The 17,996-nt window shown below is 45.5% G+C and carries 13 protein-coding genes and 1 tRNA gene; 7 read left to right on the forward strand and 7 right to left on the reverse strand.

All coding sequences use genetic code 11. The features are described 5' to 3' along the window. The first annotated feature begins 13 nt into the window (after window positions 1–13). The 6 genes from IKW96_RS05735 to IKW96_RS05760 all read left to right on the forward strand — a co-directional run bounded on the left by IKW96_RS05735 (window position 14) and on the right by IKW96_RS05760 (window position 11,140). Window positions 14–1,054 carry a TraB/GumN family protein gene (locus IKW96_RS05735; protein ID WP_296571531.1) on the forward strand — a complete coding sequence of 347 codons (1,041 nt, stop codon included), beginning with the start codon at window positions 14–16 and terminating at the stop codon, window positions 1,052–1,054. Between the two features lie 400 nt (window positions 1,055–1,454). Beyond that, the gene (rpoB, locus tag IKW96_RS05740; RefSeq protein ID WP_296571534.1) at window positions 1,455–5,369 is read left to right on the forward strand and encodes a DNA-directed RNA polymerase subunit beta; all 3,915 of its coding nucleotides are present in this window, start codon (window positions 1,455–1,457) and stop codon (window positions 5,367–5,369) included. Between the two features lie 120 nt (window positions 5,370–5,489). Then, on the forward strand, window positions 5,490–9,212 hold the full coding sequence (gene rpoC, locus IKW96_RS05745; protein WP_296571537.1) for a DNA-directed RNA polymerase subunit beta': 3,723 nt from the start codon (window positions 5,490–5,492) through the stop codon (window positions 9,210–9,212). Window positions 9,213–9,301: 89 nt separating this feature from the next. Beyond that, window positions 9,302–9,766 carry a GNAT family N-acetyltransferase gene (locus IKW96_RS05750; protein ID WP_296571540.1) on the forward strand — a complete coding sequence of 155 codons (465 nt, stop codon included), beginning with the start codon at window positions 9,302–9,304 and terminating at the stop codon, window positions 9,764–9,766. Window positions 9,767–9,874: 108 nt separating this feature from the next. After that, complete coding sequence (locus IKW96_RS05755) at window positions 9,875–11,017, forward strand: family 10 glycosylhydrolase (RefSeq protein WP_296571545.1); 1,143 nt, start codon at window positions 9,875–9,877, stop codon at window positions 11,015–11,017. A gap of 47 nt (window positions 11,018–11,064) precedes the next feature. Beyond that, window positions 11,065–11,140, forward strand: a tRNA-Ala gene (locus tag IKW96_RS05760). Window positions 11,141–11,259: 119 nt separating this feature from the next. On the opposite strand, the gene IKW96_RS05765 is transcribed toward IKW96_RS05760, so the two are convergent. From IKW96_RS05765 to IKW96_RS05785, 5 genes are all read right to left on the reverse strand, one after another. Beyond that, the gene (locus IKW96_RS05765; RefSeq protein ID WP_296571548.1) at window positions 11,260–12,450 is read right to left on the reverse strand and encodes a site-specific integrase; all 1,191 of its coding nucleotides are present in this window, start codon (window positions 12,448–12,450) and stop codon (window positions 11,260–11,262) included. 143 nt (window positions 12,451–12,593) lie between these two features. Next, window positions 12,594–12,923, reverse strand: coding sequence for a plasmid mobilization relaxosome protein MobC (gene mobC / locus IKW96_RS05770; protein WP_296571551.1), 330 nt, complete (start codon window positions 12,921–12,923; stop codon window positions 12,594–12,596). Window positions 12,924–13,262: 339 nt separating this feature from the next. After that, entirely contained in the window at window positions 13,263–14,708 is a 1,446-nt protein-coding gene (locus IKW96_RS05775; RefSeq protein ID WP_296571553.1) for a YfjI family protein, read from the reverse strand. After that, window positions 14,686–14,850 (reverse strand): hypothetical protein, encoded by a 165-nt coding sequence (locus IKW96_RS05780; RefSeq protein ID WP_296571556.1) that lies wholly within the window; start codon window positions 14,848–14,850, stop codon window positions 14,686–14,688. Before IKW96_RS05780 ends, IKW96_RS05775 begins: the two co-directional genes overlap by 23 nt. After that, window positions 14,847–15,050: a helix-turn-helix domain-containing protein gene (locus IKW96_RS05785; RefSeq protein WP_242940092.1), complete on the reverse strand. Its 204-nt coding sequence runs from the start codon at window positions 15,048–15,050 to the stop codon at window positions 14,847–14,849. The genes IKW96_RS05780 and IKW96_RS05785 overlap by 4 nt, the downstream gene beginning before the upstream one ends. 450 nt (window positions 15,051–15,500) lie before the next feature. On the opposite strand from IKW96_RS05785, the gene IKW96_RS05790 reads away from it, so the two are divergent. Then, window positions 15,501–16,616, forward strand: a complete 1,116-nt coding sequence (locus IKW96_RS05790) for a DUF6076 domain-containing protein (protein WP_296571559.1) — start codon at window positions 15,501–15,503, stop codon at window positions 16,614–16,616. Window positions 16,617–16,858: 242 nt separating this feature from the next. Here the strand turns inward: IKW96_RS05790 and mobC (IKW96_RS05795) are convergent, their stop codons facing one another. Both mobC (IKW96_RS05795) and IKW96_RS05800 read right to left on the reverse strand, forming a co-directional pair. After that, window positions 16,859–17,059: a plasmid mobilization relaxosome protein MobC gene (mobC, locus tag IKW96_RS05795; RefSeq protein WP_296571561.1), complete on the reverse strand. Its 201-nt coding sequence runs from the start codon at window positions 17,057–17,059 to the stop codon at window positions 16,859–16,861. A gap of 250 nt (window positions 17,060–17,309) precedes the next feature. Next, window positions 17,310–17,597 carry an immunity 53 family protein gene (locus tag IKW96_RS05800; protein WP_296571564.1) on the reverse strand — a complete coding sequence of 96 codons (288 nt, stop codon included), beginning with the start codon at window positions 17,595–17,597 and terminating at the stop codon, window positions 17,310–17,312. Between the last annotated feature and the right edge of the window lie 399 nt (window positions 17,598–17,996).

Raw genomic sequence — 17,996 nt, forward strand, 5'->3', positions numbered from 1 at the left:
TGAAAGGATTGTTATGAGCAGAGTACGTTTCTTTGCCGCTCTTTCTGCGGCGCTTATTGCTTTTAGTGCTGTTTCGTGCTCGCATCAGATCCACGTGGACGACACGGATACAAATGCGAAGACTACAGTCACTGGAGAAGGGGAAAAGGAAACTACGACAGGTACAACAGAAAAAGAGACTGACGATATCAACTCATACATCAAAGTAAAAAAAGCTAAGCCTGCAATGTGGAAGGTAACGGACGACAAAACAGGAAACGAAATGTATATGCTGGGTATCATGAGATTTGCTACCAAGTATACTATGGATCTTCCCGATTATGTGGATGACGCATATCAGAAATGCAGCGGAGTTGTTCTGGAATCGGATTTCAACGCCATGCTCGACCCGCAGCAGTTCCAGGAATATACAAATCACATCGTTTACAACGACGGCACTACCGTAAAGGATCATATCTCAAAGGAGACCTATGAGACGGCTATAGAGTATCTGTCGAAATACTCATATTACAGTGAGGCTATGGACGGATATACCGCAAACGGCTGGGCTTCACAGGTGAACGGCGCGTCCATTCAGAGAGTTGAGAACCTTGTTATGGAGAATATCGACTCGAAATACATGACCAAAGCCACACAGGACGGCAAAGAGATACTGGGACTTGAGGGGCTTGACGTACAGATCGAGATCATGGACGCTTGTTCGGACGCGCTTTCGGACTTCATGATATACGATACGGTCCGCAGAGCCAGGGATATCAGGAGCTTTACGTCAAATCTTGCTTACCAGTACGACTGCTGGGCAAGGGGAGATGTGGACGCTCTCGACGAGGAGTACTACTGGAACGACCGTTCCTCAGACCTCGACGACGACTATGCGAAATACCTCGAGGTTAACCTCTACAAGCGCAACAGGAATATGGCTGATAAGCTTGGAGAGTTCATGGAGAGCGGAAATAAGTACTTTGTTGTTATAGGAGTTACTCATTTTTCGGGAACGAAGGGCATAGACGACCTTCTTGCGGAAAAGGGCTACAAGGTCGAGCTTGTAAAGTGACCTGAAATTACAAAGAGCGCTTGTGCGTATTGCACAAGCGCTTTGCTGTTATTATGTGCATTCATACAAAGCTGATATCCCGGTTTTCATGCTCGGGAACGAGAAAACTCCGCCCTCAAAAACCAACAAAAAAAGCGCCTGTTCATTTACAAATTCGGCGCTTTTTGATAAATCTTTCCATAGCCCCTTGACATGGGACAAAAACTGTATTATAATGTTATAATGTATCAATATGGAATAGTATCGCTATTTTGCAAGATATTATAGCATACTTTGCACAGACTTGTCAATAGTTTTGCAGAAAATTTTTCAGATGATACGGCAGCTATAAACAGAACTGCTGTTCCATGCTCTGTGTGCGCAGGGGAATGCAGTAAAAAAATACAAGGAGGTTCCGCCTATGGTGAATGTTACACCTAAGCAGCTGGGAAAGAATGTCAGAATGAGCTTCGGTAAGATTACCGAGCCTCTGGAGATGCCGAACCTTATCGAGGTGCAGAAGAACTCGTATAAGTGGTTCAAGGAAGAAGGTCTTCGCGAGGTGTTCCGCGAGATGACCGCCATCACTGACTACAACGGCAATCTCGTCCTCAACTTCAAGGACTACCGCTTTGACGATACTCCCAAGTATTCTCTCGCAGAATGTAAATCCAGAGGAGCTACCTATCAGGTCTCGATGAAAGCGACCGCTACACTTGCAAACAAGGAAACGGGCGCAGTCAGCGAAAGCGAGATCTATATGGGCGACTTCCCTCTCATGACTGACAGCGGAACTTTCGTCATCAACGGCGCTGAGCGTGTTATCGTATCTCAGCTCGTCCGTTCGCCGGGTGTTTACTATTCATTCACAAAGGACAAGACAGGTAAAGACCTCTTCAGCTCGCAGATAATCCCTAACCGCGGTGCATGGCTGGAGTATGAACAGGATTCAAACGACGTTGTTTACGTTCGTATAGATAAAAACAGAAAAATACCGCTCACTACTTTCATCAGAGCTCTCGGCGAAGAGGGTACCGATGAGGAGATATTCGAGATATACGGCGACGATGAGCGCCTCAGACAGACTATCCTCCAGAAGGATCAGACAAAGAACCGCTCAGACGCTCTCATAGACGTATACAAGAAGCTCCGTCCGGGCGAGCCTCCTACGGTCGAAAGCGCAGTAAGCCACCTCAATAACCTCTTCTTCGAGGCTAAGAGATACGACCTCTGCCGCTTCGGACGCTACAAGTACAACAAGAAACTGGGTATCGCTTCACGTCTTTCGGGCAGAACTCTTGCACAGCCTATCATCAACGAAATGACAGGCGAGATCCTCGCTGACGCCGGCGAGACCCTCACATACGACAAGGCCTGCGAGATCGAGCAGGCAGGCGTTTACAGCGCTTACGTAAACGTTGAGGCTAAGGAGTACTATACCGACGACCGCGGCGAGACATCGGTCCGCATGGTCGAAAAGACAGTCAAGGTCATCGGTAACGGTATGGTCGACATCAAGGGCTATGTTGATTTCGACGCCGAGAAGTACGGCATCAACGAGAAGGTCTCATTCAATGTCCTCAAGGATATCATCGACAATGCCGCAGACGCTGACGAGCTCGAGGAAACTATCAAGAAGAAGGCAGACGAGCTCTCACCGAAGTACATCACCCTTGACGATATCAGAGCTTCTATCAGCTACTTCCTCAACCTCTGCGAGGGCGTAGGTACGGTTGACGATATCGACCACCTCGGAAACAGACGTATCCGTTCCGTAGGTGAGCTCCTCCAGAACCAGTTCCGCATCGGCTACACAAGAATGGAACGCGGTATCCGCGAGAGAATGAACCTCCAGACTCAGGATGTGAATACGCTCACTCCTCAGACTCTTATCAACATAAGACCTATTTCTTCGGCTATGAAGGAGTTCTTCTGCTCCTCACCTCTGTCACAGTTCATGGATCAGAACAACCCTCTTGCCGAGCTTACACATAAGAGACGTCTTTCAGCCCTCGGACCAGGCGGTCTTTCAAGAGACCGTGCGGGATTTGAGGTCCGCGACGTTCACTACAGCCACTACGGAAGAATGTGTCCTATCGAGACACCTGAAGGTCCTAACATCGGACTTATCTCATATCTTGCTACTTTTGCAAGGATCAATGAGTACGGCTTCGTTGAGGCTCCTTACAGAAAGGTAGACAAGGCTACCGGCGTTGTTACCAATGAGGTCGTTTACATGACTGCCGATATGGAGGACAACTTCGTTGTTGCTCAGGCAAACGAGCCCCTCACAGAGGACAACAAGCTTGCAAGACCGCGTGTCAACGCGCGTTACCGTGAGCAGATACTCGAGTGCGAGCGTGAAAAGGTCGACTACATGGACGTTTCGCCTAAGATGGTCGTTTCTGTAGCTACTTCCATGATCCCGTTCCTCGAGAACGATGACGCTAACCGTGCCCTCATGGGCTCGAACATGCAGCGTCAGGCTGTTCCGCTCCTCAAGACAGAGCGTCCTTTCGTCGGTACTGGTATGGAGTACAAGGCTGCCGTTGACTCGGGCGTATGCGTTGTTTCCGACTACGACGGAAAGGTAACATATGTTGACGCAGACAAGATCACAATGGTCGATACCGACGGCGTTGAGCACAAGTACGAGCTCATCAAGTTCAAGCGTTCAAACCAGGGTACCTGCGTGAACCAGAGACCTATCGTCACAGCAGGCGAAGAGGTAAAGAAGGGACAGGTGCTTGCAGACGGTCCCGCAACTGCTGACGGTGAGATCTCACTCGGTAAGAATGCTCTCATCGGCTTCATGACATGGGAAGGTTACAACTACGAGGACGCCGTTCTCCTTAACGAGCGCCTTGTAAGAGAAGATGTATTCACATCAGTTCATATAGAAGAATACGAGATCGAGTGCCGTGATACAAAGCTCGGACCTGAGGAGATCACACGTGATATCCCCAACGTGGGCGACGATGCACTTGCAAATCTCGACGAAAACGGTATCATCCGCATCGGTTCCGAGGTTAATTCCGGCGATATCCTCGTTGGTAAGGTAACTCCTAAGGGAGAAACAGAGCTTACAGCCGAGGAAAGACTTCTCCGCGCTATCTTCGGTGAGAAGGCAAGAGAAGTACGTGATAACTCACTCAAGGTACCTCACGGCGAATCGGGAGTTATCGTTGACGTAAAGGTATTCACGAGAGACAACTGCGACGAGCTTTCGGCAGGCGTAAATATGCGCGTTATCTGCTACATCGCTCAGAAGCGTAAGATCACTGTCGGCGATAAGATGGCCGGCCGTCACGGTAACAAGGGCGTTGTTTCACGTATACTCCCTGAGGAGGATATGCCGTTCCTTCCTGACGGTACACCTCTCGATATCGTGCTCAATCCTCTCGGCGTTCCTTCACGAATGAATATCGGACAGGTTCTTGAAGTACATCTCGGTATGGCTTGTAAGGCTCTGGGCTGGCACATCATGACTCCTGTATTCGACGGCGCTCACGAGGACGATATCCGTGAATGCTTCAAAATGGCCAACGAACACGCCAAGGAGCACAAGGACGATATGTTCGAGCTCAAGGCTATGGATAAAGTTATCAACCCCAATGCTCTGGAATTCACAGAGGATTGTAAATTTACACTCTATGACGGACGTACAGGTGAAAAGTTCGATAACCGCGTAACTGTGGGCTATATGTACTACCTCAAGCTCCACCACCTCGTTGACGATAAGATCCATGCACGTTCAGTCGGTCCTTACGCTCTCGTTACACAGCAGCCTCTGGGCGGTAAGGCTCAGTTCGGCGGACAGCGTTTCGGAGAAATGGAAGTTTGGGCTCTTGAAGCTTACGGTGCTGCTTACACCCTTCAGGAGATCCTTACAGTCAAGTCTGACGATACTATCGGACGTGTCAATACCTACGAGGCTATCGTTAAGGGACAGAACGTTCCTACTCCGGGTATCCCCGAGTCCTTCAAGGTTCTTATCAAGGAAATGCAGTCACTCTGTCTCGACGTCAAGGTCCTTGACGAAAATCAGGAGGAGATCGACCTCACTCAGAGCTTCGACGACGATGATCCGATGCCTTCACGTTCATATGATGACGAGGATACTCTCGACAGCTCGGATATGAGCGAGAGCGAACTCGGCGAGGCAGGCTTCGGCTTTGAAGGCGAGGACGATGAGGAAGGAGATCTCGACTTTGTTGACGGCGACGATGAGTTCAGCTATGAGGACGACGTTGATATGGACCTCGAATCCGAGGACGACGACGTTCTTGATCTTGACGACGGCGGCGATGATTTCGACTTCGACAGCGAAGACTGATATAAGGAACACAAATCAAGAACAGCGGATACGAATAATGAACGGCTGCGGTCTGTGTGCAGACTGCGGTCGGCAGTTCCTAATTCATAATTCCGAATTAATATATTAGGAGGTAGCAGTTTGGAATTTACAACTTTTGAATCAATAAAGATAGGTCTTGCTTCGCCTGAGCAGATCAGAAGCTGGTCACACGGCGCAGTTGAAAGACCTGAAACTATAAATTACAGAACTCAGAAGCCCGAGCGCGACGGCCTTTTCTGCGAAAGGATATTCGGACCTACCAAGGACTGGGAGTGTCACTGCGGAAAGTTCAAGAAGATACGCTTCAAGGGCAAGATCTGTGACCGCTGCGGCGTTGAGGTCACAAGAGCAAGAGTAAGAAGAGAGAGAATGGGTCACATCGAACTGGCTGCTCCTGTTTCTCATATCTGGTACTTCAAGGGCACTCCTTCCCGTATCGGTCAGGTGCTTGAGGTATCTCAGAAGAGACTTGAGGAAGTTCTCTACTTCACAAAGTACATCGTAACAGACCCCGGCAATACAGAGCTCCTCAAGAAGCAGCTCCTCTCCGAGAAGGAGTACCTCTCATACCTCGAGAAGTACGGCGACGACTTCAAGGCAGAAATGGGCGCAGAGGCTATCAGAAAGCTTCTTAATGAGTATGACCCTGCAAGATATGATACACACAAGCAGAGACTTATCGAAATGGGTAAGGTATCTCTCGGCGGCAAGAAGCTCGAGTGCTTCAACAAGCCTACAGAGTGCGAGTGCGAGGAGTGTCAGAAGTTCAGGGAGCTGGAGGACATCGACTGGAGAAACAACCTCGAGATCGTTGCTGACGACCTCAAGGCTGAACTGGTAGGTCTCCCGGCAGGACAGAAGAAGGTAAAGCTCCTCAAGAGACTCCAGATTATCGAGGCATTCCGCCTTTCAGGCAACAAGCCCGAGTGGATGATTCTCAGCGTGGTACCTGTTATTCCGCCTGATATCCGTCCTATGATAATGCTCGACGGCGGACGCTACGCTACATCAGACCTTAACGACCTCTACAGAAGAGTTATCAACAGAAATAACCGTCTCAAGAGAATGCTCGAGCTCGACGCTCCGGACATCATCGTAAGAAACGAGAAGCGTATGCTTCAGGAAGCTGTTGACGCTCTCATAGACAACGGCAGACACGGCAGACCTGTTACAGGTCCCAGCAACCGTGCCCTCAAGTCGCTTTCCGATATGCTTAAGGGTAAGCAGGGACGTTTCCGTCAGAACCTTCTCGGTAAGCGTGTTGACTACTCTGGACGTTCGGTTATCGTCGTTGGACCTGAGCTCAAGATGTATCAGTGCGGTCTTCCTAAGGAAATGGCTCTCGAGCTCTTCAAGCCATTCGTACTGAAGAGACTCGTTGACAAGAAGGCTATAGCTAATATAAAGAGCGCAAGAAAGCTCATCGACCGTGCCGACAATAAGGTTTGGGACGCTCTCGAGGACGTTATCAAGGATCACCCTGTTATGCTGAACCGTGCTCCTACGCTTCACAGACTCGGTATCCAGGCATTCGAGCCTATCCTCGTTGAGGGTCGTGCTATCAAGCTCCACCCGCTGGTATGCTCTGCGTTCAACGCTGACTTCGACGGTGACCAGATGGCCGTACACCTTCCTCTTTCGGCAGAGGCTCAGGCTGAGGCAAGATTCCTCATGCTTGCTGCAAACAACCTGCTCAAGCCGTCAGACGGTAAGCCTGTTGCCGTTCCTTCACAGGATATGGTACTCGGTTCCTACTACCTGACAATGGATAAGCCCGGCGAACCCGGCGAGGGCAAGGTATTCCGCGACGTGAACGAGGCTCTCATGGCTTACAACGAGCATGACGTATCGCTCCACGCTAATATCAAGGTAAAGATAACAAAGGATATCGGCGACAAGAAGGTATCCAAGATAATAGACGCTACAGTCGGCAGACTTATCTTCAACGAGAATATCCCTCAGAACCTGGGCTACGTTGACAGAACCAACTCCGACAAGCAGTTCGACCTCGAGGTTGCATTCCTCGTAGGTAAGAAGCAGCTCTCTGATATCATCGAGCGCTGCATCAAGATCCACGGAACAACTACCACATCTGAGGTACTTGACCGTATCAAGGCTCTCGGATACAAGTACTCGACAAGAGCAGCTCTTACCGTTGCTGTCTGCGACGCTACCATTCCTCCTCAGAAGAAGGAGATACTCGCAAAGGCAGACGCAGAGGTAGAGCAGATCACATCAGAGTATGAGTACGGTTATATCTCCGCACAGGAAAAGACAAAGAAGATCATCGCTCTCTGGACAAATACCACAGACGATGTTACAAAGGCTCTTAAATCCAACTTCGACAGATACAATCCTATCTGGATGATGGCTGACTCGGGTGCCCGTGGTTCTATCTCACAGATCCGTCAGCTCGCAGGTATGCGTGGACTTATCGCCAATACTTCCGGTACCGTTATCGAGATCCCGATCAGAGCTAACTACCGTGAAGGCCTTAACATCCTGGAGTACTTCATCGCTTCACGTGGTGCGAGAAAGGGACTTGCTGATACGGCTCTCCGTACCGCTGACTCCGGTTACCTTACACGTCGTCTTGTTGACGTTTCTCAGGACGTTATAATCCGTGAGGAGGACTGTGGAACTACAGAGGGTATCGAGGTATTCGAGATCAAGAACGGCAACGAGATAGTTGAGCCTTTCGCAGAGCGTCTTGTGGGAAGATTCCTTGCTGAGGACCTCCGCGACGAATCAGGCGAGCTCATCGTTTCACGCAACAAGATCATAAACGACGCTGACGCAAAGAAGATAATCGACGCAGGCATCGAAAAGATCAAGATACGTTCAGTCCTCACCTGTAAGTCAAGAACAGGCGTATGCGCTAAGTGCTACGGTGCTAACCTTGCAAACAACAATATGGTTTCAGTCGGTGAAGCTGTTGGTATCATCGCTGCTCAGTCTATCGGTGAGCCCGGTACACAGCTTACCATGAGAACCTTCCATACCGGTGGTGTTGCTTCTGCCGACGCAGAAGATATCACACAGGGTCTTCCACGTGTTGAGGAACTTTTCGAGAGCAGACGTCCTAAGGGTGCCGCTATCCTCTCGAGAATTTCAGGTAAGATACACATCGAAGAGATCAAGACCACAAGAAATATCATCGTTACCAACGACGAGACAGGCGAGTCTGAAAGCTATATGATCCCTTACAACCTCAAGATCAGAGTTCAGGAGAACGAAGAGATCGAAAAGGGAACACGTCTTACAGAAGGTAACATCTATCCTGCTGATATCCTCAATATCCTCGGTACACAGGCTGTTCAGAACTACATCATCAATGAAGTTCAGAAGGTTTACCGTTTACAGGGTGTTGATATCAACGATAAGCATATCGAAGTTATCGTCCGTCAGATGCTCCGCAAGATCAAGGTAGAGGAAACAGGCAGCAGCTATCTGCTTCCCGGTACTCTTGTTGACAGCAAGGAGATCGACGCTATCAATGAAGAGCTCCAGGCTCGTATCGACGCAGGCGAGTACAATGTACAGCTTGTTCAGACAAGTCCTGTTCTTCAGGGTATCACAAAGGCTTCATCAAATTCAGACAGCTTCATGTCAGCAGCTTCGTTCCAGGAGACTACAAAGGCTCTCACAGACGCTGCTATCAGAGGCAAGAGCGACCGACTCCTCGGACTCAAGGAGAACGTTATCATCGGTAAGCTCATTCCTGCAGGTACAGGTATGGAGTGCTACAGAAACGTTGAGGTCGTTAAGAATGAAGGCTACGGCGAGCACAACGCAGCTGCTCCTATAGCAAATCAGATATAATGCAAAAGCTCCCGGGGAGTAATTCTTCGGGAGCTATTTTTAGTAATTAGTTGTATGGGACATCGGTCCCTGCAAAATGGAGTATAAAAATGAATATCAAACTTGAACGCATAGAGCTCAAAGACTGCGAAAGGCTCTGGAAAATGCAGGTGGAAGCTTTTTCGGGACTCCTCGAAAAGTACCGTGACTACGATATAAGTCCTGCAAACGAGCCAATGAGCCGCGTGGAGGAAAGGCTTCGTCAGCCGTTTACTTACTGTTACTTCATCATGGACGGCGAAACGGCTGTTGGAGCTGTCCGCATTGTGGATATGAAGGACGGCTCTGCAAAGCGTATATCGCCTGTATTCATTATGAAGGAGTTTCGCGGAAGGGGCTTCGCACAGGCGGCTATGAGAGCTGCAGAGGAGATTCACGGCAGAGATAACTGGAACCTCGATACAATTTTGCAGGAAGAGGGTAACTGCCGCCTTTATGAGAAAATGGGCTACCGTCAGACAGGCGAAACTCAGGTCATAAACGAGAGAATGACTATCGTAAACTACGCCAAGTAAGATTTTGGTTTTTTATTCGTCGCCGCAGGGGGCACTGCAACTCTTAACTCTTGACTTACTTTGCATATCATGTCCTCCTGCTGAATATAATTCAGTGAGGTGACAGCTATGAAAAAGTTCATTGCAACTGCCTGTGCAGCTGCTTTTCTTATATCGTCAGGCTGCTCGGCTGTTCTTCCCACCGAAAACAGGAGCAGTGCAGTCAGCAGGGAAGCTCCCCAGGCAGCAGAGTCGAAAAGAGGCTATGTGCCTATGAATTACCCGAAACAGATTGGAATGTGGCTCCCGTATGTGAAGTTTCCCGAATATATGCAGGGGAAAAGCGGGGAGGACTTCCGGAAGAGTGTGGCGGAGATACTTGAGGACGCAGCCGCTGAAAGCGTAAATACGGTCTATTTTCATGTCCACCCAAACGGCGACGCATATTTTTCCTCGGATATTTACCCAAAGGGAGCTTATCTCGACGGGAACTACGATCCTCTTGAGATAGTTCTTGAAGAAGCTCATAAGCGAGGAATTTCTGTCCATGCATGGATCAATCCCCTGCGTATGCAGACAAACGAGCAAATGGAGAATCTGCCCGACAGCTTCATAGTGAAAAAGTGGATTGATACGGGAAAACCATTTGTAAAGAACGTGAACGGGAGATGGTACCTTGACCCTGCTTACTCCGAAACGGTAGAGCTCCTCGGCGGTACGGTCCGTGAGATCGTGGAAAAATACGACGTTGACGGCGTTCATATCGACGATTATTTCTACCCGACGACTTCTCCCGGTTTTGACAGCGAAGCTTTCGCAGAGAGCGGAGCTTCAGACCTTGCCGCATGGCGAACCGAGAACGTGAGCCGTTTTGTGAAGAAGCTACACGATACGGTCAAGGAGAGGGACAAAAGGCTTCTTTTCGGTATTAGTCCACAGGGTAACATCAGGGCTGACTATGAGACACAGTATGCCGATGTGAGAAAATGGGGGAGCGAGAGCGGCTTCTGCGATTATATCGTTCCGCAGATTTACTTCGGTTTTGAAAATGAAACTATGCCGTTCCTGCCTACTCTGGACGAATGGGTGAAACTCACTGAGGGTAGCGAGGTATCGCTTATCATTGGGCTGGCTGCATATAAGCTGGGACGTGAGGACAAGTGGGCAGGAAGCTCCGCAGAACTTGAGTGGATAAACGATCCGGATATCATAAACAAGCAGATTAATGCCGTAAAATCTTCGGGTGCCGACGGCTACGCCCTTTATTATTAAAAAACTCTTGACAGAACCGCGATAATGTGCTATACTTTTAACAGTTTGGGGCATTAGCGCAGCTGGGAGCGCATCACACTGGCAGTGTGGGGGTCAGGGGTTCGAATCCCCTATGCTCCACCATTTTAAAGGCTCGGGAATGGCTATATATAGCCATTCCCGAGTTTCACTTTTTTTAGAAAAAGGCGGTTGTTCTTTATTTGTTCTTTATTAAATGATATAGCTATTATGAGCCAAGCAGATCAAGCGCCTCTTGGCTCTGTTTTTTTATTTGTAAAGTCAAGAGCTGCACTGACTGCATCAGCTACTTTTGCTCTTGCTTCATCAAGTATGTGACAGTAAATATTGCTTGTTGTAGAAACCTCGGAGTGTCCTAACGCTCCCGACACAGTTACGATATCAACGCCCTGGTTGACAAGGAGCGAAGCGAAGGTGTGTCTGAAGCAGTGGATTCCACGGAATGGAATATCATTCTTTTCGCAGAAACCTTCAAACCATGAATAAGGCTGACCGTTATACATAGGCTCACCGTTCCATTTAGTGAATAAACGATCATTCTCTATCCATTTATCTCCGCATTTGAATGCATGTTCAGCTTGTTCGCTCTTGTACTTTTTCAGAAGGGACATTATGTGCTCCGGGAACTTCAATGTTCTCTGTGAGCGCCTTGTCTTTGTAGTATCGGTGTATGTGCCTTTCATTGAAGTATAGTTGCTTGTTCTGCGGATACTGATAATGCTACTTTCAAAGTTTACATCTTTCCATTCAAGTCCAAGCATTTCCCCACGGCGAAAACCACTGTATATCATAAGAGTAAAGAACACCTGATACTTTATCGGTTCGTTTTCGAGAAGATTGAGAATCTTCTGTATTTCAGCGGGAGAATAGATCTCCTTTTCTTTATACTGCCCTTTGGGGATAGAAACTTTTTTGCATGGGTTCTGACTGACAACATCCATTTTCTCAGCATAGGTAAAAACTTCTGATATTAAACTGTAATAATGCTTTATTGTTTTGGGCGAAAGGGGATTACCATTACGCTGATTTGCACCTTTGGACGAAAGAGAGTTAATAAACGCCTGTATCTGTCTCGGATTCATCTTGTCGATTCTGATATGACCGAGAGCAGAGTAGACCCTTGGACGCAGTCTGAGCATTCGCTCGTATGTCGTATTACGAAGATTGTTTTTCGCATAACTCTCAAACCATTCTTCGCAAAAGGTTTCAAACTTTACTGCTACACTCTGATATCCCTGATTGCAGGCTTCTTCAAATAATACAGCCTGCCTGTTGACCTCCTTTTCTATTTGTTTAGCTGACATTCCTGGTTCAGGTTTCCAAGTAATAGTCTGAACCATCTGCTTGCCTTTGCAATTATAGCCGCAACTTACCTTGATAAGGTAACTGCCGCCTCGTTTTGTGATACTGGCCATAATAATTACCTCCTCGATAATATTACAGCGTACCTTTCCACGCTGATTATATCACTTTCTCGCTTTAAAGTCAATACTTGCAGCTGGTGAATTACATGGAAAGGTCAACTGCCAGTTTTTGCCGTTAAACAATGTCTGCTTGTTCAGAGAAGTTTTGAAAGTATCTTTTTCAATAACTTCCAGATATTCTCCTGAGTCTGCTTTATCTGCTGCATATCTTCTGCATAAATGTTATCGGTAGCATTGATACGTTTTGCTATCTGATTGATATTTCTCGCTACGCCCGAAATGGAACTTGCGATATTATTGAAAACGGAATAGTCCACTTTTATGATACGTCCTTCAAGTGCCATTTTTCTCATATACAGCGACTGATTGGTCATGTTAATTTTACTCATTTTCAGCCTGATAGCTGCAAGCTCATCGTCATCAACATAGAAATTAATCATGTGCTTTCTTACACGGTTTGCCATATCTTCCCTCCTTGGAAAAATATCATAAACATCATCGAAAAGGGTCTGGGAATCTCCCAGTAATGTCTGCTGCCTTTGACACGATTTTTCTTGAAAAATCGAAAGTGTAATGACACAGGCGTTGCTTGCTCCCCACCAAAGGAGCAAGTACAGTTTCTTCAGAAACCGCTGAAGTGTCTTTACAAAGGCTATGCTTGCTCCCCTTCCCAAATCAACTTTTTCAGTATCTGAAACATGTGTAACGTACCACGTACCAAGTGTACCAAACGTAACAGATTATACATTCCAAATAAAATGTGGTACATCTGGTACGTTTGGTACGTGGTACGCGGAGTGGAGTTAAAAATTCGGATTCACTTCATATACTGTTGTGGTCTTTTTTCCGTCAGGTGCATTCTTTCTGACCTGGCGGATATATCCGTAGTCTATGAGTGCCTGCAGCGGCTGCGTCATTTCGTCCATTGTTCTGAACTTTCTGCACAGGTGAAGAAGGTCTCTGCCTGTTGCTTCAGTTACATAATTTGCTCTCAGTTTCTTTAGGATATATTCCGCTGTTGTTAATGTAGTGTCGCCGCCGATCATTCCATATGCACAAAGTGCCTGTGCTTTGTAAAAAACTGCAATATCTATTGCGGCTCCGAGGATCATCATATCGACTTCAAGATTTTCAGGATTTACTCCTACTGATATACATTTAATACAGTGAAGCAGTCCGCATAATCTGAGTATCAGTCCGTGAAACTTTCCTCCCCAGTCAGGACACTCTGCAAACTCCGTCATAAGAACGGGTTCTATTGCTGTGTTGTAATAATCAGCAAAGGTCTTTCTTGCTGTTTCGTCAAATCTCAGCGCTGTTTCATCACTGAAATAATTAAACTTGTACTTCAATGAACCATATACAAGTTTCTTATAAGCTTCGGTTATCCGACTATCTACAGGTCTGGTATCATAGTTTCGGCTTCCGACCTTTGACTTAGGAAAACAGTACAGAAATCTTGCAACGAGTCCGCTTGACAGAAATGCGTTGTTATTCATTAATTCATCAAGAATATATGGCTGACCGCAGAGACAGATTGAAAGATACGGCTTTGATAATACTATCGGATCGCTGTTGTACCTGTCCTTTATAAACATTTCGCCGCCCCAGCATTTCAGTATCAGATCAATATTCGGTGTTCCGTTGGAATATCTGCCGCCGAAATTTTTGAATACACCTGCTTCATCTGACATCATAAGCAATGAACCGTTGTCATCAAGGTTTTTAACAAGAGCTTCGGGCGTTATGTCATCTATGCATATCCTTCTGAAAAAAAGCTTGTCCATACTTTCAAGCTCAGCCCTTTTTTCGGCTATCTCGTTTGATTCAAATTCGCTTGACTCCTGCATTTTCTTTATTTCCTTTTCAAGTCTGTTTCGTTCCTCCTGAAAAGCGTATATTGCTTCTTTATTGGAAACGTTATACTCATCATTGAATGAGATAAAAGGAGATTTTATAAACCTCATAACAGGAGATTTCCTTTCCGCAGGATTTGCAAGTATTAATGAATACAGCGTAACAGGTTCACTGTGATCTTCCTTTCCATACATTCTGTAAACGCCTGAAAAGCAATATGACAATGCACTCAGAAGAGCAGTTGCTGCCATTGCGGTATCCGTTGATGTTGTCTCAGCAACACTGAGCGCCATAGCTTTTATGATCGATGGAAGGCAGTTCACAGGAAATTCCGGCAGCATTTCCTTGTCTGTCCTTAACGGCTTTGGCTTAGTCCATTCTACATTCTTCATATTCAAATACATCTCCTCTTTCTTTCTGTGTTTGCAGAGCATATTCTTCACGAAATCTGCACAGCAAATGATACTGCATCACCGTGAGCTCCGCCACCTGTTGCATGGTAATACTGCCACGAATCTTTTCAAAGATGTTCATGCAGCATCACCGCCCTCGGGTTCGTAGTGTCCGAAGACAGCTTTCATAAGAGCTTCCTCGGAAATGAGGTACTTCTTGCCAGCCTTGAAGCATGGCAGGTCTCCCGAAATACACATCTGTCTGATACGGTATTCCGTCAGTCCCTCGATAAGCTTCGCCGCCTCTTTGATCGTAAGCACTTTTCTTTTTGGTGTAGTCATAGTTATGACTCCTCCTTTTAATAAGATCAGCATTGCCGCTGACATACGCTTTTAAGCTGTATGTATTACAAGACGGCGAAAGGAACTATCATTTGTTAGCCCACTGTGATTTATTATGTTTTCAGGTAACTCTTGCAACGTTGCAATCCCATTATATCGAACCCAAACGCTAAAGTCAATAGATGTGATAGTCATACTCTATTTACAACTATTTCACATCTATTCTGACATATACTCTACTTTTTCAGAAGCAACATCTATTTTTTGAAATTCGTCTCTTAAACGGCTTGATTACGCTGTTTAAATTTTTCTATTGTAAAATCCAGCATTTAAAAAAAGTCCCTACTAACAAAAACTGACAGAAAAAAATTTTTGATGTAATTCTTCTGAGTTGACTATATAAAGTAGATGTGATACAATGAATAAAACAACTGCTAAAGGAGAATTGCCATGACAGGGTTTTCAGCGTATTTTAACGGGAATACCGTATACATAAACGGAAAAAAGAAATATGTACTGGGCGAGATACTTGAAAAGATACTCGATAAGCGTTACCGTGAGCTCGATAAGCTCTATTCGGAATGCAGGCGATATGAAGCTATACTGCATTATCCCGAGGATATGCGTGAAGCTAATGAAAGTGAAGAGCTGTTTCAGGAAGCGATATCTTTCTATGATAAAATAGAGCAGATGATAGCTAATACTCCTCCGTACAGCTCTATGGATATGCAGCGCGATACGCTGCGGAGGATACTCAATGAGCATAGCTGGGCGTTTGATGAAGATGAGTTGGGCGATGATGATGATCTGAATGAAGATAATATAGAAGAGCATTATCATTTCTATGTACGTATTGGCTCAGGTGATATGGAAGATTCAGAGCTTCTCAGGGATATTTACATACTTAATGATAAGCTAAAAGCCTTTGCAGCAGAAATGCGTATCTTCATAGAGGACATTCTTCGGATAAAGCGCACCTTTGAACCGTTCTTAGAGAAAATACACAGTGAAAGCCGTTATCTTGATAATAACGAAACAGCACAGGTTCTTGCAGACTTTAACGACATACCTAAAAACAGACTCTATCCTTATGAAAGATTAGAACCGTCAGGAAATATGCAGTTATCCTATAAAGTTCTGAGGCAAAGAAAAAGCTCCGAGCTGTGTCAGCACTATACTTTCACAACGCTCGGAGGCTATCTGTATATTGAATTGTTCAAAGGTCTGGAACTACATTATCTTCCAAAGAAATGCGGTTACTGCGGTAAATATTTTCTTCTCACAGCAGGTCTTTTCTCTGACTACTGCACAAGAGAGATCGAAGGTATGGACGGCAGGGTATGCCGTGATATGGGACACAGGAAGAAATATGCTGATAAGGTTAAAACAAATCCTTACTGGAATATTTACAGCAAGGCTTACAAGCAGCACTACGCCCGCTACATGAAAAAGAAGATGTCTCAGGCTGAATTTGCTGAATGGGGAGATTATGCTCTTGAACTGAGAGATAAGGCTGAAAACGGAGAGATAGATTTGGAGGTCTACAGAGAGAAGATAAGGAAATAGCGCCTTATGTCAAGGTTGAAACTAATTCTGTTGTGCCTATAAACATTGGTTTGAATTGTTTAATTAAGTCTATGAACTTTATATTTTTATACGGTGATACTATGCAGTACAAAGCCTATACTGTCACAGAGACAGTATAAGGACCTGCTACGAAAAGTAAACCAGTCGGGAAGCTATGAAAGCAAATTCAGAATTATATCAGAATATATTGAGAAACTCCTCTATAATGCATCATAAATCATCTACGTGACCTTTCTGTGCTCATCGAGGAGCGGTTGGAAGTTCACGGCGGTCAGCCTGTCCATGTTTGCGAGCGTAGCTATCTGATTGAGGTTGCGTCCGATAGCTTTCTGCTGTCGAACTATCTCGTCAATGCCTGTTACAACAACGATTACCAGATAACCAAGATGTTCATCAATGACCGCAGGCAGATATTGCGGCATTTATTTCTTCTTTGAATTCTTTACTGTACTTCATAGTCGTTTTCCCTTCCTGGTTTTCGGAGACTTTTGCTGCTGTATAATTGAATTTCCTCTTGACACTGATATGAGTGAAAAAAGAGCGGACTCAGATGAGCCCGCTTAATAAAACTATTACAATTATTTAGCACTTTTTTCTTGATTATATTCTGAAATATAAAACTTTGTTTTCTTTACAAACATTATTATGTTTTATATATTGAATAAAGTGGATTTAACTCTCAGACCATTTTTTAAAAATCTCAAGAATGGAGAATAATTTTTCTGTATCGCCAGCACCATTAAAACTTCCATCTTCAACCCAACATACAATCCAGTCATCATCGCCGTTATCAATCTTAATTCTTTCAAATTTTTTGTATTCTAACGAAGTTTCAATCAAGTTGATTTTAACAGCCCATCCTGGATTGTCCAATGTGCTAATAGTGACCCCATATGAATGCTCCCAATCACCATCACAATTGGATTTATACCATCTTTCCAACCATTTTAGCATATTCATACATTTTACACCTCCTTATGGAATTTCCCAAGGTTCAGCTGGTCTTATACCACCAGGAGTATTCGGGATAGACTCTTTCAGGTCAGTATTTCCAAATTGGTCCCGCAATAAAGTACATCCAAAACCATGCTGTAAACAGACTAAGTGTTGTTGAAATGACCCAGTAAATTATCTTATGGGCTTTTGATGATAGTGGTACAACGAAATATGTTATGAACAGGAGAATCACCATTATAGCAAAAAGTGATAGCTCCAGCAAGGCTAATGTCATTAAGCTAAGGAAAAGTAAAATAATCACAGGAATCAAAAAGATCCTGTGATTATTTTTTTTGTATATAATGTAAATTTTTGCAAAAAGGTATTGACAAATAGCCAAAAATGTGCGGCGCAGCTAATCAG

It is taken from the genome of Ruminococcus sp. (assembly GCF_017549005.1).
In the GTDB taxonomy this organism is placed as follows: domain Bacteria; phylum Bacillota; class Clostridia; order Oscillospirales; family Ruminococcaceae; genus Ruminococcus.